The following is a 22,536-nucleotide window of genomic DNA, read 5'->3' as shown; positions in this document are numbered from 1 at the left end:
ATAACGAGCCGCGAACGGTCGCCGACCTTCCGTGTCGCCCGGCGGGTCGGCCACGGTGGCGCGGCGCGGTGGGCCGAAGGTCGCGGGCCGGTCGGCCCCGTCCCCGATACGGCAGTATGGGTGCTGTGGACCAATCGGCGGTATCGGTGGATGTCGTGGCGTTGCGGTTCTGGGCCGACGACGCCGCGGTCACCTTCGGAATTGCGGCACGCCCGCACGAGCCCTTCACCGGGCACGTCGCTTTGCCCGGCGTCCTGCTGGGACGCGGCGAACGCCTCGCCGAGGCGGCGCGCCGGGCCGTACACACGAAACTCGGTGTCCCCGACGGCGCCATCGGCCCGGTCGGGCAGCTGGTGACCTTCGACGAGCCCAATCGCGACCCCCGCGGGCCTACGCTGTCCATCGTCATGTGGGCGGTGACCGCGGCGCACGACGGGCCCGCGCAGTGGGTGTCGTTCGACGGCGCCCCGGCACTGGCCTTCGATCACGACAGCATCGTGGTCGCGGCGCGCGGTCTGCTGTCGGCACTGCTCTGGAAGGATCTGTCGCTGACCCGGAGCCTGCTCGGAGACGAGTTCCCGGCGACCCGCGCGGTCGACCTCGCCACCTCCGTGCTGGGCGCCCGGCCCGATGCAGCGAATCTCAACCGCACGCTCGCCGGTATGCCGGGACTGCACAAGACCGACGAGCGCCGCCGCACCAAGGCCACCGGCCGGCCGGCCGCTGTCTGGTCCTTCGCCGCCGACCGGTAGCGGGCCACGCCCCGCTATTTCCGGTGCGCACCGCGGGCGGAGCCGACAGACTGTGCCCATGACCGCTTTCGATACCGCCGAGATCACCCGGCGGCTCCGTGCCGCCGGCTGCGTGTTCGCGGAAGAGGAAACGCGGTTACTGCGCGAAGCGGCGGCCTCCGATGCGGAACTGGCAGGCCTGCTGGACCGCCGCGTCGCGGGCACTCCACTGGAGCATCTGCTCGGGTGGGTGCGGTTCCGCGGCCTTCGGATCGGCGTCCGGGACGGCGTGTTCGTGCCGCGACAGCGCTCGGCCCTGCTCGTCGACGAGGCGCTGGAGCTGGCCGCCGCGCACCCGGTACGCACGGTGGTCGACCTGTGCTGTGGCTCGGGAGCCCTGGGCCTGGCCCTGCTCACCGGCCTCGGCCGGCGGCCGGTGGAATTGGTGGCCGCCGATATCGACCCGGTCGCGGTGGCCTGCGCCCGGGACAATCTCGCGGCGGTCGGCGGCCGCGTCCACCAGGGCGATCTCTTCGACGCGTTACCGGAAGAACTGCGCGGCCGGATCGATATCCTGCTCGCCAACACCCCGTATGTACCGTCGGGCCTGATCGCGCGGCTGCCACCGGAGGCGCGCGATCACGAACCCCAGGTCGCCCTCGACGGCGGACCCGACGGCCTGGCGCTGGCCCGGCGCACCGCGGCGGCAGCGGCCGGATGGCTGGCGCCGGGCGGGAGTCTGCTGATCGAGATCGGTGTGGATCAGATGCCGGCCGCCAGAGAACTACTCACCACCGGCGGGCTCACCGCCCGGATCGTGCGCTCCCCGGATCTCGACGCCACCGTGGCCGTGGGCTGTCGTCCGACGGCTACTTCCGGCCGGTGAACTCGTCCATCGAGTGGTAGACGCCGACGGTGTTCAGGAACAGATCGCGCAGTTTGAGCGGCAGCACACCGGACAGCACCTTGTTCAGGCGCGAGGTCCACGGCAGGATCACCACCGGCGTGCCCTTCTTCATCGCGGTCCAGGAGGTGTCGACGACCTTGTGCTGGTCCAGGATGGGGGTGAGCCAGAAACCCTTGGCGCCCTCGAACATTCCGGTGTCGATATAGGTCGGGCATACGGTGGTGACCTTGACATGGCCGTGACCGGCCTGTTCGAGTTCGATTCGCACCGAATCCGACCAGCCCAGCGCCGCCCATTTCGATGCCGCGTACACACTCATCCGTGGGTTGTGGACCAGCCCGGCCGAGGAGGAGATGGTGAGCACCCGGGCCTCGGTGGTCCCGGCGACCATCGCCGGCAGGAATTCCAGGGTCACATACATCGGCGCCAGCGAATTGATCGCCATGGTCTTGTCGATATCGTTGCGGTCCTCGGTCTCCCAGAAGTAGGTGTTCCCGCGGACGATCCCGGCATTGTTCACCAGGACATCGATATCTCCGACAGCGACCCGCACCGCGGCCGCGGCCGTATTGACCGCGTCGCTGTCGGAGATATCGACGGTGTAAGTGTGCACGGTCCCCCCGGCCGCGGTCAGTTCGGCCGCGGTCTCGCGCAGCGCGGTGGCGTTGATATCCCAGAGCACCACGGCGGCGGCGCCTTCGCGCACCGCCCGGGCGGCGAAGAGTTTGCCCAGGCCCATGGCGGCGCCGGTGATCAGCACCTTCTTACCGGCCACCGTATCCAGTTTCATCGCTTTCGGATCCTTGTCGTCGCGGTCAGCTGAGGAAGTGGCCTACTTCTGGCGCAGCGTCTTCATGACCCGGAAGTAGAGTGTCATGGTCTTCGCCCACATCGCCTCCGACATCCCCGGCAACGGCGCGATCGGCAGCATCCGCTGCACCGCGATGGTCTGGGTGTCGACGTACTTCAGCAGCCCCTCCGGGCCGTGCCGGCGGCCGGTTCCGGAGATGCCCATCCCACCCGACGGCGCGTCGGCACTGCCCCACGCGGCGATGAAACCCTCGTTCACGTTCACCGAGCCCGCGTTGATCCGCGCGGCGAATTCCCGGCCGCGGGCGGCGCTGCGGGTCCAGACACTGGCATTGAGCCCGTAGAGGGTGTCGTTGGCCTGGACCACGGCCTCGTCGTCGGTGGCCACCTTGTAGATCGAGACGACCGGGCCGAAGGTCTCCTCGCGGTAGACCGTCATCTCTGCGGTGACATCGGTGAGCACGGTGGGTTCGTAGAAGTACGGACCGAGGTCGGGGCGGTGGACACCGCCGGCGAGCACGGTCGCGCCCTTGGCGACGGCGTCGTCCACGTGTGCGCGGACCGTATCGAGTTGCCGCGGGAAGGTCAGCGATCCCATATCGGTGGAGTAGTCCAGCGGCGAGCCCAGCTTCAATGCCTTCACCGCCGTGACGAATTCGGCCACGAAGCGATCATGGACGGCCTCGTGGACATAGATACGTTCCATGGATTCGCAGAGCTGACCGGCGGAGGCGAAACTGGCCCGGACCGCGGTGCGGGCGGCCGCGACGGGGTCGGCGTCCGACAGCACCAGCAGCGGGTTCTTGCCACCGAGTTCGAGTGAGCAACCGATGAGGCGCTCGCCGGCCTGGCGGCCGATGGTGCGTCCGGTGGCGCTGGAACCGGTGTAGTCGACATAATCGGCCCGGTCGATCACCTCGCCGCCGATCACCGAGCCGCGGCCCAGCACGATCTGCCAGAGGTCTTCCGGGAGCCCGGCGCGGACCGCCGCGTCCACCGCCCACAGCGCGGTGAGCGCGGTTTGGTTATCCGGGCGGCCGACCACCGCGTTCCCGGCGACCAGGGCGGGCAGCGCATCGGAGACGGCCAGCGCGAGGGGGTAGTTCCACGGCGAGATCACCGCGACCACGCCCTTGGCCCGCTGATGCACCTGCACATCGGTGAGCACCGGCAGCACGCCGCGCGGATTGCGGCGCGCGAGCAGTTTGGGTGCGGTGGCGGCGTAGTACCGGGAGTTGACCGCGACATCGCCGACCTCGTCGAAGGCGTGCGCCCGGGACTTACCCGTTTCGGTCTGGACGATATCGAGGATGGTGTCCTGTTCGGCCAGCACCAGATCGTGGAAACGCCGCAGCACTGCGGCCCGGTCGCGGACCGGAACCTTCGCCCACCGCCGCTGCGCGGTACGTGCGCGGTCGAACGCGGCCTCGATATCGGCGACCGAGGACTGCGGGAGTTCGGCGATCCGTTCCCCGGTGGCCGGCGCGTGCACCGCGACAGCCGGGGCGCCACCGGCTGCGGCCCGCGCGAGCAGCGGTTTCACCAGATCCGGGGTCAGTGCGCCGGTGGCGGTGGGACGCTGGGCGGTCGTCATGGTCGGCGTTCTCCTGGACGTTCGCGCGCCGCGGCCGCAGAACCACAGCGGAAATGATTAATTGAACAGCGGTGTTAGGGTAATCCTCGTGCCGTACGCCGTGTCAAGGGCTCCGTTCCCCACAACAGTCCGGAACCACCGCAGGCTGTGGGATCTCACAGACCCACCGGAGGCCGCGGCATGAGCGCCCCGGACACCGAACGGGCGCCGCGGCGCGGCCGGCCACCGCAGACGCCGGAACAGGCCGATCAGGTGCGCGCCCGGATCGTGCGGGCCACCGCCGAGGTGTTCACCCGCAACGGCTCCCGCGGTTCGAGCGTCGCGCAGATCATCGAACAGGCGGGACTGTCGCGCCCGACCTTCTACCGCTACTTCGCCAACGCCACCGAACCGCTCAATGTGGTTCTCGATGTCTCCAACGCCGAGCTCGTCGGTGGAATAGGGGCCGCCCTCGAGGCGTCCGGCGAGGGCGTGGATCTCGGGATCCGGCTCATCGACGCCTATCTCGACTGGGCGCGCGGGCACGGCCCCATGCTGCGGCCATTGTTCGCCGAACTCCATGACCCGGGGTCGCCGGTGTCGGAGTACCGCAACAACGCGTTGGACGGCATCCGCGCGATCGTCCGCACCAAGTTCGCCGAACTGGACCGCCCGGTTCCCGCGCCTCTCGATCTCGACGCGGCGCTGCACGTGTGCGAATACGTGGTCTACCGGATATCGGCCGCGGCCGAACCGGGCAGCGAACCGGATCCGGACACCGTGGCCGCGGCCCGGCTGACCATGATCCGCGTGGTACTCGCCACCCTCGGCAACACCGGCGATGTGCAGTACGCGATGAGCCTGCCCGGTATCTTCCCGGCGGCGCCGGCGGACTCCCCCGGCCACTGACCGCGACGCCACGAGGCGGCCACCCACCAGACGCACGCCACCGTGGAACCGACAGGCCCGCACGTGGCACGGCCGATGCGCGCGCATTCGCACCGCCGCGGCCGGACAACACCGGCCCGCCTCGTCGCCTTACCCGTCGGCTCCGGCCCCGTGACCCATTCGCTGTATGGGGTCCGCCCGGTCGAACGGGCGGACAACGCGGCCGTCGAAGTCAGCCTTCCGGGCCGGGCACCGGGCCGGCGTCGTCCGGGCCGAGGCCGCTGGCGCGCAGGACGTGCCGGTCGATCGCCGCGCGAATGGCCTCCTCGGTGCCCAGAATGCGTACGTGCCGACGGGCCCGGGTGATCGCGGTATAGAGGAGTTCGCGGGTGAGCAGACTCGAACCCGGTTCCGGCAGCACGATGGTCACCGCGTCGTACTGGCTGCCCTGGCTGCGATGGATGGTCATGGCGAAGACCGTGACGACCGCGGGAAACTGGGTGGGATGCACCAGGAACGGCTGGTCCCCGCGCTGCAACGCCACCCGCAGCGACCCGTCCGGGCGGCACACCACCACCCCGGTGTCCCCGTTGTAGATCCGGGCCTCGTGGTCGTTGGCGGTCACCAGCAGCGGCTGCCCCGGATACCAGGTGCCGTACCGGTTCTCGGGACCCGACCCCGCCGCCGCGGCCCATTCGGCGGCGGCACGGTCCCAGTGTTCGACCCCGAACGGACCGCGGCGGTGGGCGCACAGCAGTCGATGTGATTCGAAGGCCGCGAGCGCGCCTGCCGCGTCACCGGTGCGGGCGGCGGTGGTGACCTGCTGCGCGGTGGTGACGACATCGGCACGGACGGTCGCGATCTCGTCCGGGCGGGCCAGCTCGAGCATATCGCCGCCGGCCCGCAACAATTCCAGCGCGGACTCGGTATCCCCGGCCCGGACGGCGACAGCGAGATCGGCGATCCGGCCACCGAACCGCCGGCCCCGGGTCAAGCGGACGATACCGCCGCGCAAGCGGTCCCGTTCTGTTTCGGTGAACGCCTCGGTATCGGCCGACTCCGCCTCCCGGGCGGCCGCCATTTCGCCGCCGAGCACCTCCTCGAACGACGGATCGGCGGTCCCGGGAAAGGGAGCGGCCACCATATCGGCGAGCACCGCGCCCGCGTCCACCGAAGCGAGCTGGTCCGGGTCGCCGGCGAGAACAAGCCGGGTATCGGGCCGCAGCGCCGCGAGCAACCTGCTCATCATGGTCAGCGAGACCATGGACGTCTCGTCCACGACCACTACGTCGTAGGGCAGTCGATTGTGTTCGTGGTAGCGGAATCGGGTGGTACGGCCGCGTTGCCAGCCGAGCAGCCGGTGCAGGGTGGCGGCGGACAGCTCCGGCAGCCCCAGGTCGGATGCCTGGTCCCGGACGGCCTCTTGCAGCCGGGCGGCCGCCTTCCCGGTGGGCGCGGCCAGCGCGATCCGCGGCGGGGCGGCGCCGGCGGGAGCAGCCACGTGCTGCGCGACGAGCAAGGCGAGAATACGGGCGATGGTGTGCGTCTTGCCCGTACCGGGACCACCGGCGACGACGGTGGTCCAGTGGGTGGCGGCGAGCGCGGCGGCGATGCGCTGCCGGTCCACCACGCCGGCCGGGGGGCCGAACAACCGGTCCAGTTCGCGGCGCACCACCGCGGGGTCGGTGCGCGGATGGTCGGCGGCGCGGGCGGTGAGCACCCGGCGGATGATCTGCTCCTGCTGGTAGTAACGATCCAGGTAGAGCAGTGGGCCCATTCCCGCGCGGGACGGCTCGGTGAGCCGCAGCGGGCGCAGCGGTCCGGCCGGACCGCCCAGCACCAGCGGGCTCTCCCGCAATGCCTCGACGACTCGCGCCTCCTCGGGCCACGGCAGATCCGCGGGCGCGACCGGCAGTTCCGCCCGTTCCTGGTCGGCGTCCACACCGATATCCCGCATCCGGGTGAGGTCCAGGCACACCGACCCAGACCGCACGGCGCGCACCGCCAGCGCGGCGGCGAACAGGACCAGTTCCCGGTCCTCCCCACCGAACCTGCCCAGCCGTTCGGCCACGTGTACATCGGCCGCCGAGAGCACCCCGGCCTCGTTGAACTCGCGCAGGATTCCGGTCCCCCGTTGCGCCACCCGGATGGGGATCACACCGCACCTCCGGCCAGTAGGTCCGACAGGGCGACGATCAGGCCGGGCGGCGGCGTCCAGTCGAAAACGCCCGCGCCCGCCGGGGTTTCGGTTCCGATCATGCCGCGCACGAAGAGATAGCGGATACCGCCGAGATGAACCGCGGGATCGTAGCCGTCGAGCCGCCAACGCAGGTACCGGTGCAGCGCCACCGAGTACAGCAGCGCCTGTAAGGGATAGTGCGAGCGGACCATCTCCGCGGCCATCCGGTCGCGGGTGTAATGCGCGACGGTGAGGTCGCCGGTGCCCAGCCGGTTCGTCTTGTAGTCGACGATGACGTAACGCTCATCCGAGGTGCGCAGCACCGCGTCGATACTGCCGGTGAGATACCCGCGTAACGGGACATCCTCGAGGGTGTCGAGTGCGTCCGCGTAGGCGTGGAAATCGTCGGCGGGGTCCAGGTGCGCACGCACGGTGGCGGCGATACGGCCCAGAGTGGCGGCCGCCCCGGAGGGAGTGTCACCGCCGGCGAGCGGCAATTCGAATTCGAGCTCGCACAACCGGTCCCGGCCCGGGACATCGGCGAGGGCGCCGAACCCGATCGGCGTGCGCAAGACCTCCACCAGGGCCGCGGTCAGCAATTCCGGATCGGCGGTGGAAAGCATTTCGCCGATCGCTTCGGCGCACCGCCCCCGTACCTCGGCGACCAGATCCGGGACATCGGTGTCTACGCGCTCGAGGACTCCGTGCACCAGGGTGCCGAATTCGGCGCCGTAGGGAAGTTCGTTCATCAGCGACGGTGCGCCGGGCTCGGGCTCGGCCGACGGGGCCGGAGCCTCGGGTTCGTCACCGGGACCGAGGGGGTCCACCGGCTCGGACTCCGGAGCCGGCAGGTGGGCGGCCGCGGTGAGCGCCGAATACGAAGTGCGCCGCCAGTGCACGTCGATCTCCCGATCGAAGGTCGCGACCGACACCGCACCGGGCCGGGCATCGGCCGGCGGCCGGTAGGCGGGTGGCTCGGCGGCGGGATCGGCCGCGGTCACCGAGATCGACTCGCCCGCCCCGGCTGCCCAGGCCCGGAGCCGGTCGACCACCACGGCATCCTCGGCGACCGCGGCGCGGGCACTCGGCTGCGCCGCCCCCGGCGCCCGACCGAACAGCAACCGGTGCAGCGGCGCGGCGCCGGTACCGAACGACGGCGCCCACCAGGCAACTACCTGGCAGCAGGCCCGGGTGAGCGCCACATAGCACAGGCGCAGTTCCTCACCCGCGGATTCGCTGTCGGCGCGTTCCTTGCGCATCCCGTACCCGGGAGCATCCGGCCCACCGATATCCAGCACCCGCGCGCCGTCCTCGTGCATCAGCAGGGTGGCGGGTTTGGGATCGGCGGAACTGTCCCAGCCGAACGGGAGATAGACGACCGGGAATTCGAGCCCCTTGCTGGCATGTACGGTCGCGATCTGCACCGCCGCGATATCCCGGTCGAGCCGGCGGCTACGGCCCGACACCGACCCCGAGGCGGGCTCGCGGACCCGGTCGGCCAGCCAGCGGGTGAGCGCGGTGAGACCGAGGCCCTCGGTCACCGAGACCTCGTCGAGCAGCTGGGCGACATGCCGGATATCGGTGAGCCGCCGTTCGCCGTGTTCGACCGCGAGCAGCCGCGGCGCCAGCCGGGTCCCGGTCGCCAGTTCGTCGAATACGGCGGCGAAACCGGCCCGGGCGAACAACCGGGCGGCATCCCGGAGATCGGCACTGACCCGGCCGACCAGATCCGCGCCCCCGCTGTCGATCTCGGCGGCGGTATGCCCGAACAGCGGGGTGAGCGCGGCCAGCCGCACCCGGTCCGCGCGATGCGGCTGTTCCAGCGCGCGTAACACCCACAGCCAGTCGGTGGCACTGCGTGTCGCGAAAATACTGCTACCACCGGTCAAGACCACCGGAACGCCGGCACGTTCCAGCGCCGCCCGCACCACCTCGAGCTGTGTGTGGGTACGGACCAGCACCGCGATATCACCGGGGCCCGCCGCCCTTTCCCGGCGGTCGTCGGCCGCGACGTCCGAGGCCGCCCGGGTGCCCGGCGAATCCGCCACGACCGTCCCGGATTCGAGGAGAGCGACGATATCGGCCGCCACATCGGCCGCGACCCGGGCCCGCTGCCGGTGGATGTTCGGGAACCCGGACGCGCCGCGCGGGCCCGCACCGGTCCGCGGCAGACACCGCAACCGCAGCGGGGTGGTCAGTTCGGCGGGACCGCGCAATCGGCTCCACGGCTGGGTGGGCGTGACGGCGGGCACCACGATCTGGTCGTGGCCCAGTGCCGCTCCGCCCAGCAGATGGTCGAGCGCGGCGAGCAATCCCGCGTCGCTGCGGCGGTTGGTAGTGAGCTCGTGGCGTGCGGTGGCGTGCCCGACCGCGTCCAGATAGCTCAGCACCTCGGCACCCCGGAACGCGTAGATCGCCTGTTTCGGATCGCCCACCAGGACCAGCGGGTTGTGGCCGTGGAAGGCCCGGCGCAGGATCTCCCACTGCAGCGGATCGGTGTCCTGGAATTCGTCGACGAGCACCACCTGGTAGCGGTCCCGGATACGCCGGCACGCGGCCGGGCCGCGCGCGGGGTCGGCGAGGATATCGCGTAGCAGCACCAGCAGATCGTCGAAGTCCCGCAACCCCGCCAGTCGTTTCCGGCGTTCGGTTTCGGCGCGGACCGCGGCCGCGAACGCGACCCGCTGCGCCGAGGTCTCATCGGTATCGGGCGCGAGCCGGGCCTGCCGGTCGCGCACCGCCGCGAGCGCGAACCGCTGGGCCTGTTTCACCGAGAACGGTGCCGCGGTCCGCGCGAAGCGGCTCAGATACAGATCGTCGACGACGGTGCGGATGATGTCGTCGGCCTCCTCCACCAGGCGCGCACCGGGCTCGAGGTCGCCGGCCAGACCGAGTTCGGCCAGCATGCGCTGGCAGAAGCTGTGGGTGGTGGCGATGACCCCGGCATCGAAGTCCGAGAGCGCGGCCCGCAGCCGGGTCCGGCGGGCACGCACCTCCTCCGGCTCCGCGTCGGCCAGATGGCGGATCAGTTCATCGGCGGCGGTCCGGGCGGCGTCGGGATCGGCGAGTGCGGCGGCGACGGCGACGAACCGGTCGCGGGTACGTTCGCGCAGCTCCTGGGTCGCCGCGCGACTGAAGGTGACCAGGAGCAACCGGGAGATGTCCACGCCGGCCTCGGCGACATATCGGGCGGCGAGCCCGACGATGGCGTAGGTCTTGCCGGTACCGGCACTCGCCTCGAGGACGGTGGTGCCGTGCGGCAACGGGCCGCACAGCTCGAACGCATTGCCCGCCGGTGGGGCGGGCGCGGTCGTGGTCACAGCTGCTCCGTTCCACGGCGGCGGACGGCGGCGGTCATGGCGCCCCCTGCTGTTCGGCGCGCAGCAGCGGCACCCACAGGCGGCGGGCGATCGACCCGAAACGGGTGTTCTCGATCGGTTCCCCGGACGGCGCGGGGGCGGCGGTGAGGTCGCGCAGGTCGGGTGCCGGCCCCCAGACGTACCGCAGATTCCGGTCGGTGTGTTCGGCGAAATCCCTGGTCTTGTCCCCGCCGCCGAATTCGCGGTCGGCGGCGGCGATCGCCTCTTCCGGGGGCAGCCGCCGGTATCGCGCCTCGGCGTAGGCGGCGGTTGTGGCCGTGGAAATGGGCAGCGGTTCGGTGAGACCGGCATCGCGCAGCGCGACCAGGGTGCGCAGCATCGTCGTCGCCTCGGCCGTGCCGGGCGCGGTGAGTTCGGCGCGCCAGGCCGGCGTCGGGAAACGGCCGCGGCCGGTGACCGCCGCCCGCCACGACCGCTCGTCGGTGACCGCCAGCGCCAGCAGTGATACCCATGCCGCGAGCCGGTGTTTGGGCGCGACCCGCGAATACGTGGTGCGTACCAGCAGGTCCCCGCGCACCTCGGCGACCGTGCCGGTGAGACGGCGGCCGTCGCCGAGGTCGAACGAGATATCGATATCGCGCGGCGGCCGGGTGTAGTCGGGACCGGCGGCCCGGACCAGGGTTTCGACGGTGCGTTCCACATCGTTCAGGACGGCCCGGCCCAGTTCGGCGGGCGGCAGGATTCCGCGCCGCCATTCGGCGGCCCGCAATTCGGCCGGGTCGGCGCCGGCCAGGCGCGCGGCGAGCATCCGCTCACCCAGCGCCCAGGTCTCGAGTCCGCCGAACTCGATGGGCAGCCGGTCGGCGATATCGTCGTCCTGGTCGGGGACCCGCACCCCGAGCCGCTGCCACAGGAAACCGCGTACGGGATGTTCCAGGAACGAGATCAGCTCGGCCAGCCCGATCTCGGTGGTCTCGGTACCGGGCAGGGTGCGGGTGAGCAGTTCCGGTGGCGCGGTGGGCGCCGCGCCCGTGGCCCGGGCACCCGCGAAAGCGACGGCGTCGAAACTGAACGGCCGCCCGGCGGCGAAATTGCGCGGGTCGTGTGCCTGTAGCGGGTGGCGGGTGACCACCTCGGCCATCCCGGCGGCACCGACGTGGGCACGCAGCACATCGAGTAGTTCGGCGACCGGCACGGCGGGCGGCCGGTAGGCGCCGGTGACGGGATCGGCACCGGTGTGCACGACCACCAGGGTGTCGCGGGCGGCGCCGATCGCGTCCAGCAGCAGCTGCCGGTCCTCGGAGCGCGGGTCGCGTTCACCCAGGAGCGGTTCCCGGGCCGGCACCTCGTCACCGTCGATACCCGCACCGCGCGGGAATATCTCGTCGTCCACGCCCAGCAGTACCACCACCCGGTGCGGCACCGATCGCATCGGGGACAGGCCACACACGGTGAGCTCGCCGGTGCGGAAGTTGGACCGGGCCGGGGCGGCGGCGAGGCGCTCCTGCAGCAGACCGGTGAGATCGGCCAGCCGTAGCTCGACGGCACCGGCGTGGGCGGTGGCGGCTGTCAGCTCCCGGCGCGCCTCGGTACGGATCCACGACTGCGACTCCGGTACATCGGTCAGCAGATCCAGGGCCCGGTCCAGCACCGCGGTCCACTGTGCCGCGGGCCCGGGCCCCTGTAGATCCCGCAGCACCGACGCCAGCCGGTCGGCGTATTCGGCGAACCGGCCGGCCAGGTCGATATCGTTGCTGTCCACATCGTCGAGCGGCAGCACCCGGTCCAGATAGCTCCCGGAGGTCTCGTCGGCGGTGACCCCGAGCAGGATCCGGTCCACCGCCGCGTTCACCGTGTTCTGCTCGAAATCGCCGAGACCGAATGCCTGCCGCTGCCGCCGGCCGATGCCCCATCGGGCACCGGCCTCGACCGCCCACTCCCGCAAGCGCTCGATATCGTCGTCGTCGAAACCGCAGGCGCGGCGCACGGGTTCGCCGGCCGCCAGATCCAGCACCTCGGTGACGGTGACCCGGCTGCGGGCCAGTTCCAGCAGGGTCGCCACCACGCCGAGCAGCGGATTGGTGACCGCCCGGCCGCGGTCGGCGAGACGCACCCGTAACCGGTGCCCCGGATGCCCCGAAGCGGCAGGGGTTTCCGGGCCCGCCGGCCCGGGATGCCCGAACGCCGCGCGCAGCAGCGGGGCGAAGGTCTCGACCTCCGGGCACATGATCAGCACATCGCGGGGTTCGAGTGTCGAATCGGCGGCGAAGAGGCCGAGCAGGCACTCCCGGAGTACTTCCACCTGCCGCACCGGGCCATGACACGCGTGCACCTGCACACTGTCGTCGGCGTCGGCGTCCTCGGGGCCGGGCGGCCAGCGATCGTCACGGAGGTGCCGCTGAACCGTTCCCAGCAGTGTCGCCGGCGGCTCGTCCCGGCAGGACGCGTCGTCCGCGTGCCCGGCCGGGGCACCGGCGCGGACCGGGGCGCCCGCCGGTTCCGGATACCGCATATCGGTGGCGGCCGCGGGCAGGCGCAACTGGAGCTCCCGAATATCCCGGCTCAGGCCCGCCAGCAGCGGGTGCCGCACCCGGGTGGCCGAATCATCGTGCGCTCGTTGCGGTTTCGGGCCGATTCCGGCCAGTGCGTCCCACATGGCCGGGCTGGGATGAGCCAGCCACAGATGCAGCTCGCGGTGCTCGGCCACGGCGGTGAGCACCGCCAGGTGGGCGGCGGGCAGCCGGGTCGCGCCGAAGACCGACAGCCGCGGCGGTAGATCCACCGCGCCCGGATCTTCCCGCAATCGCGCGCAGGTGGTGTGCAGCCGTTCGGCCGGATCGGGCGCGCCGACCGCGTCGCGCAGCCGCCGCCACAGGGCCGGTTGCCAGCTCAGATCGTCGGGCAGCGGCCGGCCGGTGCCGTCGGTATCGTCGCCGCGCGCCCATTCGGTGATCAGGGCCGGGCGCTGGACCGTGTAGCTCTCGAACAGCGCGGCCAGCCGGGCGGCGGCAGCGTAGCGGCGGCCGCGCCGGTGCTCGGGGCCGGCGGCGGGCACGGGCTCGGCTCCGGTGGGTACCGGATCTTCGGCGTCCAGGCCGAGATGGCGGGCGAGCACAGCACACCACGGTTCACGCACCGATTCATCGATCACTCGCAGCAGCGTCCACACCACCCGATCGGGCGACCACGGGTCCTCGTGCGGACCGAAACCGCTGATCGCGGCCGACACCTCCGCGGCCAGCGCGGCCGGGGCGGGGAACCGGATATTGGCCGTGACACCATCGCCGGAGGCCGCCGAAGCTCCCAGCACACCCGAGAGTCGCTGTGTCAGCCAGCGTTCCACGCCCTTACCGGGCACGGCGATCACCTCGGCGGCGAACGGATCGGGCAGCGGTTCGGCCAGCAGCCCGGCCAACGCGGTGACCAGCGTATCCGCGCGTTCGGCACGGTGGATGTGCAGCGCCATCTCCGCCCTTCCGCTCGGCTCGATCACCATCCTTCGTCACGTCCGCACTGCTCGGGCGGGCGCATCGTCCACCCGTTTATACGCCCGCTGTCCGACACCGCTCGCCAAGACCCCACGACGGAACGGACAACCCCGGGACAGGAGATCATCCCCGAATGTCCCTAGCGCCAACAGCTTTTACCGGATATCGACAACCGGCGCACAGTGATTTAGCGCACATGAGTCACCGACACGCGGTCGCATGGCCGCGATCTCGCGGACGCACTGTGTCACAGTGCAACTCCGGGAGGAACGGTTACCGCACGAAAGGCTGGTTCGCGTCGATGAAAGCGCTGGTTGTGCCCCTGATACCGAAGGACGGATTCACCGTCCGCCGGTCCGGTGACCGGTGGGAGCTCGTCAACTCCCGGCACTACGGACGCACCGTCGTACTGCACTCGTGGCCGCGCGCGGAACACACCGAAGCATTCGAGCACTGCTATCGGCTCAACGGCCGCGCCGCCGCCGCACTGAAGGCCACCGCGCGGGTCCCCTAGCGGTCCGAGGGGAAAACGTGCGCGCAGAGCGCCGATATGACAAGGTGTTTCCTCGTGCGTTACCCCCTGCTCACCGGTGCGGCTCCCCGCGTGGCCGCACCCGCCACTGTCCTGGCCGCCGCCGCGATCCTGTTCGCCGGTGCGCCCTCCGGCCTCCCCTCGGCCGATGCCGTACCGCACGCCCATACCCAGGGTTGCGCGAACGGCTTCGACTGCGATCTGGCCGCCCGCATCGAATCCGTGAACGCGTATCTGGACTCCCGCCCCGGCGTGACCGGCTACGTCTTCCGTGACCGCCAGACCGGCGCGGTCTACGCCAGCCCGCATGCCGAGGACATGGTGTTCACCGCGTCCACCATCAAGCTGGCCATCGCCTCGGATCTACTCAACCGTGCCCGGGTCGGGGCCATCACCCTGCCGCCGGAGGATCGTCAGCTCCTGGAGCAGATGATGGCCACCTCCAACGACCAGGCCACCGATATCCTGTGGAACAAGTACTCCGGCCTCGACGGCCAGGCGTTCAACAATGCGTTCCGCGCGAACGGTATGACCAGTCTGCGGCCCGAACCATCACCCAACGGGCGCCCGAACTGGGGTTTCCAGAAGACCACCGCGGCCGATCTGGACCGGCTCATGTCCAATGTGCTGGACCGGATGCACCCCGACGATCGTGGCTACCTGCTCGACGTGATGCGCCGGGTCGATTCCAATCAGCACTGGGGTGTGTGGGGCGCCGGTTCGGCCATGCGGCCGGGTCTGAAGAACGGCTGGTCGGACGAGCTGGGCGGCTGGGTGGTGAACTCGGTCGGTTTCGCGGGGCCGGGTGAGCGCTACACGCTCGCGATCATGACCGCGATGAACGGGGAGGGCGGCTACCGGGAGGGCGCCGAAACCGATACGACGATCGCCGAGAAACTGCTGGCCGGACGCTGATCACCGCGACCGGCGTACTCCGGGCCCCCGTTGCGCGACGGGGGCCCGGAGTCGTTTTCGAGTGATGTCTCACTCGAGCCGGCGCAACCGCATCGGGGCATCGTCGCGGGGGAACGGGATGGTGGTGAAGCCCCAGGGCATGCGATAGGTATCCGGGAAGCTCCACTCGTAATCGCGGACGAGCGCCGAGATGATCGTCTTGACCTCGAAGGTGCCGAAATGCATCCCGATGCACTTGTGCGAACCGGCGCCGAACGGCATCCAGGCCAGCCGGTGCGATTTGTCCTCGCGCCGCTCCTCGGAGAACCGTAGCGGATCGAAGACCTCGGGATCGGTCCACAGCTCCTCGAGCAGATGGTTCACCTGGTAGCCGAGGTCCACCGGAGTTCCGGCGGGGATATAGTGGCCGAGGATCTCGGTATCGCGCACCGCACGGCGCACCATCCCGGGCACCGGCGGCATAAGGCGCAGACTCTCCTTCACCACGAGATCCAGCGTGCGCAAGGTGTCCAGATCGGCGATCGTCGGAGACTGGTTGTCCAGATCCAGCGCCCGCACCTCCGCGCGCACCTTCTCCTGCCATTCCGGGTGTTTGCCCAGGTAGTAGGCTACGGCCGTGGCGGTGGTCGTGGTCGTATCGTGCGCGGCCATGATCAGGAAGATCATATGGTTGACCACGTCGGCGTCACTGAACACCGACCCGTCCTCGGCGCGCGCGTGACACAGGCCCGAGAAGAAATCCGGGGCATCGCTGCGCCGTTTCTCCGGCACCATCGCGGTGAAGTACTCCTCGAGTACGGCGCGGCCGCGCAACCCCGCGCGCCATTTCCCGCCGGGCACACTGTGGCGCATCAGGGCCAGCCCGGCGTGGGTGCAGGCGACGAAGGCGTCGGTGAGATCCTTACGCCGGTCACCGACCTCGACTGCCATGAAGGTCTCCCCCGCGATATCGAGGGCCAGTTCCTTGATCGCCGGGAACAGTTGCACGGTCCGGCTCGCGCCATCACCTTGCGGCACCCAGCGGCCGATACTGGCGCGCACCACCGGAGTCAGCTCGGCGAGGTGGGCTTCCAGGCGTTCCCGCGTGAACGCCTGCTGCATGATGCGGCGGTGGAACATATGCTCGTCGAATTCGAGCAGCAGCAGCCCGCGGCGGAAGAAGGGGCCGATGAAGTAGTCCCAGCCCTGCCCGAAGTCGCGACGGCGCCGGCCGACCACCTCGTCGATGGCTTCGGGCCCGGCGGCGAACACCCGGTCCAGCCCCATGGAACTGTTGATGTTCACCGGGCCGAAGCGGCGGTACTTGTCCAGCAGTTCGGCCGGACCCCAGCGCATGTAGTGGAATGTGCGCCCCAGATACGGCAGGCCCGCGTCACCGCGCACCGCGACGGTGTGGCTACCGCGGGGCGGAGTGGCCAGTGTCCGCTGCCGGTCCGGCACCTTCGACAGCAGCCGGTCGACCACGGTTCGATGCGGGATCTCGATGAGCGCCGAATTCTCGGTATCGGTGCGCGCACGCGCGCGATGCGCGGCGACACGGTCGACGGTGACCATGGCGAAACCTCCTGAGAGACAGTACCCATCGTATTGTCTTTGTTGCAACGGCTCAGCCGATTCCACCGAATCGGTATCATCCCGCGCCCCGCCGAGATCCCGTCGCAATCGCTATCGTGGTGAGTTGCCGCACCACCGCGGGTGAACAACGTGCGTCCGACTGTGTCGTACCCGGGTACTGCTACTACCGTGTGCGTTGTCAGGAAATGATCACCAGGGCAGCACCGGGCCCACCGCCGGCGAGGAGCGACCATGAGCACGCAACCTGTTGGAAACGGCCGGCACCGCGTCGTCGTCATCGGATCGGGTTTCGGCGGCCTGTTCGGCACGAAGCACCTCAAACGCGCCGATGTCGACGTCACCCTCATCTCCAAAACCACCACCCACCTCTTCCAGCCGCTGCTCTACCAGGTCGCGACCGGTATCCTGTCGGTCGGCGAGATCGCACCGGCGACCCGGCTCGTGCTCCGCAAACAAAAGAACGCCCGGGTGCTGTTGGGCGAGGTGACCGAGATCGACCTGGCGCAGCGCACCGTCGCCTCGGTGCTGCTCGGCGAAAAGACGGTCACCCCCTACGACAGCCTCATCCTGGCCACCGGGGCCCAGCAGTCGTATTTCGGTAACGACCACTTCGCCACCTTCGCGCCGGGTATGAAGACCATCGACGACGCATTGGAACTGCGCGGTCGTATCCTCGGCTCCTTCGAACAGGCCGAGGTGGCACAGACCCAGGAGGAGCGCGACCGGCTGCTCAGCTTCGTGGTGGTGGGCGCCGGGCCTACCGGGGTCGAACTGGCCGGGCAGATCGCCGAACTCTCCGACCGCACGCTGGAAGGCACTTTCCACAACATCGACCCCCGCGACGCCCGGGTGATCCTGGTCGAGGGCGCGGGCGCGGTGCTGGGGCCGATGGGGCCGAAACTCGGCGGTAAGGCGCAGCGGCGTCTGGAGTCCATGGGCGTGGAGATCCAATTGAACGCCCTGGTCACCGACGTGGACGCGCACGGGGTCACCGTGAAGGATGCCGACGGCACCAGCCGCCGCATCGAATCGGCGTGCAAGGTCTGGTCGGCCGGAGTGCAGGCCAGCCCGCTGGGCAAGATGGTCGCCGACCAGTCCGACGGCACCGAGGTCGACCGGGCCGGGCGGGTCGTGGTGGAACCCGACCTCACGGTCAAAGGGCATCCGAACGTCTTCGTCGTCGGCGATCTGATGTCGGTGCCGGGCGTCCCCGGCCAGGCCCAGGGCGCCATCCAGGGCGCCACCTATGCCGCGAAGCAGATCAGGGCCGAGCTGGCCGGTAAGCAGACGGCACAGGAACGCAGGCCGTTCTCCTACTTCAACAAGGGCAGTATGGCGACGATCTCGCGTTTCAGCGCGGTCTGCCAGGTGGGCAAGCTGGAGTTCGGCGGGTTCATCGCCTGGCTGGCCTGGCTCGGCCTGCACCTGTACTACCTGGTCGGCTACCGCAGCCGGATCACCACGATCATCCAGTGGTTCGTCACCTTCCTCGGCCGTAGCCGTGGCCAGATGGCGGCGACCGAACAGTGGATCTTCGCGCGCCTGGCCTTGGAAGCGGTGTACGGCGACAGCGAGGAGGGCGAAGAGTTCGTGCGCGGCGCGGCGGGGCGCCGGCCTCCGGCTCCCTCGCCCGGAACTCCGGCCGTCACCGCCGAAGCCGTCGACGCCGACCTACCCGGGAAACCGGGTGGCGATCGCAAAGTCGGCTGACCGGGCCCACCTCCCCGATTCAACGCCCTTTCGGAGCTAACATCTGGCAATCAGATCATCTCCAGAGAGGCGTCTATGGGTAAGCACAGGACACCCGCCCGTTCCCGGCGTGCCGCCGGCTCGGTCGTCGCGGCGGGAGCCGTCCCGCTCATCGCGGTACTGATCGGCGCCGGGACGGCCCACGCCGACGTTCTTCCCGCCCCACCCGCCGTTCCCGCGGTACTGCCGTCGCTACCCCCGCTGCCCGCTGCGCCCCCGGCACTACCGTCGCTGCCCACGCTGCCCACCGGTCTGCTTCCGCCCGCGCCCGGCCTCGCCGTGGATCCGTTCGGCGCGGTCACCGGCGCTGTCCAGGAGGCCGCCCGGTCGGTCACCGATACCGTCACCGCGGCCACCGACCGGTTCACCCACCCGGTGCCCGGTGCACCGCTGCCCGCCGGCCCGATACCGGCGGCGACTCCGGGCCTCGAGATCGTGGACGACCACCCGGCGCCCGGAACGGCATCGCACGCCGCCCGCCCGGCCGCATCGATCGAGGCGCCGCCCGGCACCCTACGGGTCGGCGACCTCGAGATCGGCCTGCCGTTCGATACGCGAGAGCTCAATGCCGGGTCCGACCGGGTCCAGGAGCAGCTGACGGCCTTCCTGGACTCGTCCGGTATCGAGCGCAGCCGGGCGGACCGGGTCGCCGCCCAGGCCATGAGTTCGGGCCTGATCGGTGCCGGGATCGGTGCCGCGGCCGCGGCACCGGTGGCCATTCCGTTCGCGATGCTCGGCGCCGCCGCGGGGTTCGTGGTCGGGTTGCCCTTCCTCCCCACCGGGCTCGTCGTCGGCCCCGTCCTCGGCGCGACCCTTGCCTACGGGATCGTCACGGTACCGGCCGTGATCGCCGGAGCCGCGCTCGGCGCCGCCTTCGGGGCGACCGACGGTTTCACCACGCAACCGTTCGGCCCGCTGCCGCCCCTCTAACCGGACGCCCGGTCCGGCGGTCGCCACCCGGAGAATGCAGCGGCCCTTTCGATGTACTCCCGAGCGAAACCGGATGACGAACCGGTCCCGTGTCCCGGTCCAGCGGCCCACGGCGCCTCGATTACCGCGACTACGGTGACCGGCCCTGCGCTGACATCGCATCCGGCGGTCGCGGTTGTCGTGTGGCCGGAGGGCGAACCTGCTCGTCGCCGATCATCGGCGCGGCCCAACGTGCGATCCCCGCATACCGCCACTTACACCACGCCGGCGAACCGCCGGACAACTATCAACCCAAGCCCGGAAAACCCGGACCACCTGTTGTTGTAAGCCGACTGAACAGGCCGAACCCATCCACGCCGCACTCCGGAACGAATGTCTGGCAAACCGACAAATTCCCGGAGAAAGGCGACCATGGGTAAGCACAGGGCAACCGGTCCGTCCCGGCGTGCTGCCGGCTCGGTCGTCGCGGCGGGCGCGATCCCGCTCATCGCGACACTGATCGGCGCCGGCACCGCCAATGCCGAGGTACTCCCCGCTCCACCCGCGTCATCCCCGATCGCCGCCGCGGTGGACCCGTTGGGCACGGCCACCGATGCCGTGCAGGAGGCCGCGCGGGTCGCGGTCCGATCGGCCACCGATACCATCACCGCGGCCACGGCACCGTTCACCCACACCGCGCCCGCGGTGCCCACGGGCCCGCGGCCGACCGTGATCGCGGAACCGGCCGCCTCGGCGCCCGCCCTCGCGACGCGCCCGGTGCCGAACTACGCCTACCTCGCACCGCAGGGTGAGCTGCACGCGCCCGAGCCGGTCGCGCCGGTGGCGCCGATCGAGGCTCCACCCGGCAAACTCCGGGTGGGCAATGTCGTCATCGATGCGCCGCCGTTCGATGTCCGGGAGATCAATACCGGCGCCGCGCAGGCCGAAGCGCAGCTGGCGACCTTCTACGACTCGGTGGGTGTGGAACGGAGCCGGTCGGATCGGATGGCGGCGCAGACCCTGGGTTCCGCGGCGGTCGGCGCATCGGTCGGCAGTGCGGTGGCGTCACCGGTCGCCGGCGTCGCTGCGCTGGTCGGCGGGGCGGTCGGCCTGGTCGTGGGCATACCGTTCATGCCGGCCGGTCTGGTGTACATGCCCGTAATCGCCGCGACCACCGCATTCACGCTCGTCGCGGCGCCTGCCATACTCACCGGCGCGGCCATCGGCGGGGCGGTCGGCGCGGCCGAGGCCTATACCGCCGCACCGTACGGCACACCGCCGCAGTGATTCGGGGTGTCCGGCGGGTGCTGACCCGCCGGACACCTGACGGGCGGGGATAGGTCGGTTTCGGCGCAGCAACCCCCGACGACGCCGCGGCAGAACGTGCCGGCATTCACATCCGGCAGCCAACTGCGGTACGCCTACGGGCCGATCGGCTCGGTAGGGGCCGAGCGGCCGCCCTTCCCCACCACTACTGCGATCGCCGCCACGACCAGCAGGACGCCCGCACCCACCGAGATCGAGGTATGCGCACCGGTGACGAACGCCTCCCGGGCCGCCGCGAGCAACCCGGCATCCGCGTTGTGCCGCTCGATCGTCTCGCCCAGTGTGGGAGCGAAATCGCCCCCGGAACGGAAGACCAGCGCCGCCAGCGAACCCAGCAGCGCCAATCCCAGCGCGTTACCGAGTTCGAAACTCGTTTCGGAGATGCCGACCGCCGATCCCGCCCGTTCCGCTGGTACCGCGGCCACCGCCACTTCGGATACCAGGGTGAACACGATCCCGTAGCCGATACCGGCCAGCGCCGATCCGGCCAGGTACCAGCCGGTGCCGCCGCCTGTGCCGATACCCAGCACCAGGAGATTGCCGAGCGCGGCCACCAGTAGTGCCAGCGCGAAGGCCCAGCGCACGCCGAGCCGGCGACCGACCGCGGAACCGCTGACCGAGAAAACGAAAACGGTGATCGCCATCGGTATCCCGAGCAGCGCCGCCTGTAGTGGATCACGCCCGGTCACCGATTGCAGCCAGATACTGCTCAGATAACTCAGTCCGGCCAGTGACATCATGGCCGCGGTACTCGACCCGATGGCGAGGGAGAAGCGGGCCCGGCGGAACAGACCCAGGTCGACCAAGGGTTCGGCCAGCCGGCGCTGCCGTCGGACGAAGACGGTCAGTATCACCACGCCGACCAGCGCGCACAGCAGCGCCTCGACATCCGGGCCGTATTCGGCCACGTGTTTGACCGCGTACACCGCGGGCAGGATGCCGCCGATGGAGAGCAGCACACTCGGCAGATCCAGCGGGCCCAGCGCGCTCGCCCGGTGTTCGGGTAGCAGGACCGGGGCGAACAACAGCAGTACGAGCAGTACCGGAACGTTGATCAGGAAGACCGAACCCCATGAGAAATGATGCAGCAGCACGCCGCCGATGATCGGCCCGACCGCGGAACCCCCGGCGAAGAACGCCGTCCATATACCGATCGCGGTGGACCGCTGCCGCTGGTCGCGGAACAGATTCGAGATCAATGCCAGGCTCGACGGCAGCAGCGTCGCCCCACCGATACCCATCAGCGCACGCGCCGCGATGAGTACGCCGGCGCTGGGCGCGAATGCCGCGATCGCCGAAGCGATACCGAACAGGGTGGCACCGGCGAGCAGGATCTTGCGGCGGCCGATGCGGTCGCCCAGATTGCCCATGGTGATCAGCAGACCGGCGATGAGGAACCCGTAGATGTCGAGGATCCACAATTGCTGGGCGGCGGTCGGATCCAGGTCGGCGGTGAGAGTGGGCAACGCCAGGAACAACACCGACATATCCATGGAAACCAGCAGCACCGGCAGCAGGAGTACGGCCAGACCGAACCAGGCACGCCGTCCACCGCTCGTATCCGGTGCGGCCCGCGCCGCCTCCACGTTCGTCATCCACGTTCCTTCCGAGTCGTCGGTTCACCCAGTCGTAAC

Annotated in this window: 15 protein-coding genes; 8 read left to right on the top strand and 7 right to left on the bottom strand. The window is 70.3% G+C overall.

Going from position 1 to position 22,536, the window contains the following annotated elements:
• Positions 1 to 125 precede the first annotated feature (125 nt).
• Together ACQPYS_RS13105 and ACQPYS_RS13100 are read left to right on the top strand one after the other, a co-directional pair.
• Positions 126 to 752 (top strand): NUDIX hydrolase, encoded by a 627-nt coding sequence (locus tag ACQPYS_RS13105; protein WP_433492752.1) that lies wholly within the window; start codon positions 126 to 128, stop codon positions 750 to 752.
• Positions 753 to 810: 58 nt separating this feature from the next.
• The gene (locus ACQPYS_RS13100) at positions 811 to 1,617 is read left to right on the top strand and encodes a putative protein N(5)-glutamine methyltransferase (RefSeq protein WP_431938379.1); all 807 of its coding nucleotides are present in this window, start codon (positions 811 to 813) and stop codon (positions 1,615 to 1,617) included.
• Here ACQPYS_RS13100 and ACQPYS_RS13095 read toward each other — a convergent pair.
• Both ACQPYS_RS13095 and ACQPYS_RS13090 read right to left on the bottom strand, forming a co-directional pair.
• Entirely contained in the window at positions 1,601 to 2,428 is an 828-nt protein-coding gene (locus ACQPYS_RS13095; protein WP_063034215.1) for an SDR family NAD(P)-dependent oxidoreductase, read from the bottom strand. The genes ACQPYS_RS13100 and ACQPYS_RS13095 overlap by 17 nt on opposite strands.
• Positions 2,429 to 2,470: 42 nt before the next feature.
• Positions 2,471 to 4,042: a succinic semialdehyde dehydrogenase gene (locus ACQPYS_RS13090; protein ID WP_433492751.1), complete on the bottom strand. Its 1,572-nt coding sequence runs from the start codon at positions 4,040 to 4,042 to the stop codon at positions 2,471 to 2,473.
• 180 nt (positions 4,043 to 4,222) lie between these two features.
• Here ACQPYS_RS13090 and ACQPYS_RS13085 point away from each other — a divergent pair, with 180 nt between their 5' ends.
• Positions 4,223 to 4,930: a TetR/AcrR family transcriptional regulator gene (locus tag ACQPYS_RS13085; RefSeq protein WP_063034213.1), complete on the top strand. Its 708-nt coding sequence runs from the start codon at positions 4,223 to 4,225 to the stop codon at positions 4,928 to 4,930.
• A 211-nt stretch (positions 4,931 to 5,141) separates the two neighbouring features.
• Here the strand turns inward: ACQPYS_RS13085 and recD are convergent, their stop codons facing one another.
• The 3 genes from recD to recC are packed head-to-tail and all read right to left on the bottom strand — an operon-like array spanning position 5,142 to position 13,874.
• Complete coding sequence (gene recD / locus ACQPYS_RS13080; protein WP_433492750.1) at positions 5,142 to 7,067, bottom strand: exodeoxyribonuclease V subunit alpha; 1,926 nt, start codon at positions 7,065 to 7,067, stop codon at positions 5,142 to 5,144.
• Positions 7,064 to 10,408, bottom strand: a complete 3,345-nt coding sequence (locus ACQPYS_RS13075) for a UvrD-helicase domain-containing protein (RefSeq protein ID WP_433492749.1) — start codon at positions 10,406 to 10,408, stop codon at positions 7,064 to 7,066. Before ACQPYS_RS13075 ends, recD begins: the two co-directional genes overlap by 4 nt.
• Positions 10,409 to 10,442: 34 nt before the next feature.
• Positions 10,443 to 13,874, bottom strand: a complete 3,432-nt coding sequence (gene recC / locus ACQPYS_RS13070) for an exodeoxyribonuclease V subunit gamma (protein ID WP_433492748.1) — start codon at positions 13,872 to 13,874, stop codon at positions 10,443 to 10,445.
• A 323-nt stretch (positions 13,875 to 14,197) separates the two neighbouring features.
• Here recC and ACQPYS_RS13065 point away from each other — a divergent pair, with 323 nt between their 5' ends.
• On the top strand, positions 14,198 to 14,410 hold the full coding sequence (locus ACQPYS_RS13065) for a hypothetical protein (protein ID WP_433492747.1): 213 nt from the start codon (positions 14,198 to 14,200) through the stop codon (positions 14,408 to 14,410).
• A 54-nt stretch (positions 14,411 to 14,464) separates the two neighbouring features.
• Positions 14,465 to 15,343 carry a serine hydrolase gene (locus ACQPYS_RS13060; protein WP_433492746.1) on the top strand — a complete coding sequence of 293 codons (879 nt, stop codon included), beginning with the start codon at positions 14,465 to 14,467 and terminating at the stop codon, positions 15,341 to 15,343.
• A gap of 69 nt (positions 15,344 to 15,412) precedes the next feature.
• Here ACQPYS_RS13060 and ACQPYS_RS13055 read toward each other — a convergent pair whose 3' ends face one another.
• Positions 15,413 to 16,897 carry a cytochrome P450 gene (locus tag ACQPYS_RS13055; protein WP_431938385.1) on the bottom strand — a complete coding sequence of 495 codons (1,485 nt, stop codon included), beginning with the start codon at positions 16,895 to 16,897 and terminating at the stop codon, positions 15,413 to 15,415.
• A gap of 252 nt (positions 16,898 to 17,149) precedes the next feature.
• On the opposite strand from ACQPYS_RS13055, the gene ACQPYS_RS13050 reads away from it, so the two are divergent.
• The 3 genes from ACQPYS_RS13050 to ACQPYS_RS13040 all read left to right on the top strand — a co-directional run bounded on the left by ACQPYS_RS13050 (position 17,150) and on the right by ACQPYS_RS13040 (position 20,863).
• Positions 17,150 to 18,628: an NAD(P)/FAD-dependent oxidoreductase gene (locus tag ACQPYS_RS13050; protein WP_433492745.1), complete on the top strand. Its 1,479-nt coding sequence runs from the start codon at positions 17,150 to 17,152 to the stop codon at positions 18,626 to 18,628.
• Positions 18,629 to 18,703: 75 nt separating this feature from the next.
• Positions 18,704 to 19,597: a hypothetical protein gene (locus ACQPYS_RS13045; protein ID WP_433492744.1), complete on the top strand. Its 894-nt coding sequence runs from the start codon at positions 18,704 to 18,706 to the stop codon at positions 19,595 to 19,597.
• Between the two features lie 411 nt (positions 19,598 to 20,008).
• On the top strand, positions 20,009 to 20,863 hold the full coding sequence (locus tag ACQPYS_RS13040) for a hypothetical protein (protein WP_433492743.1): 855 nt from the start codon (positions 20,009 to 20,011) through the stop codon (positions 20,861 to 20,863).
• A gap of 134 nt (positions 20,864 to 20,997) precedes the next feature.
• Here the strand turns inward: ACQPYS_RS13040 and ACQPYS_RS13035 are convergent, their stop codons facing one another.
• The gene (locus ACQPYS_RS13035) at positions 20,998 to 22,497 is read right to left on the bottom strand and encodes an MFS transporter (protein WP_433492742.1); all 1,500 of its coding nucleotides are present in this window, start codon (positions 22,495 to 22,497) and stop codon (positions 20,998 to 21,000) included.
• Between the last annotated feature and the right edge of the window lie 39 nt (positions 22,498 to 22,536).

It is taken from the genome of Nocardia grenadensis, assembly GCF_050942415.1.
Classification (GTDB): Bacteria; Actinomycetota; Actinomycetes; order Mycobacteriales; family Mycobacteriaceae; genus Nocardia; species Nocardia grenadensis.
The sequence above is the reverse complement of the archived record's forward strand: the minus strand, read 5'-3'. Positions and strand labels throughout refer to the sequence as shown.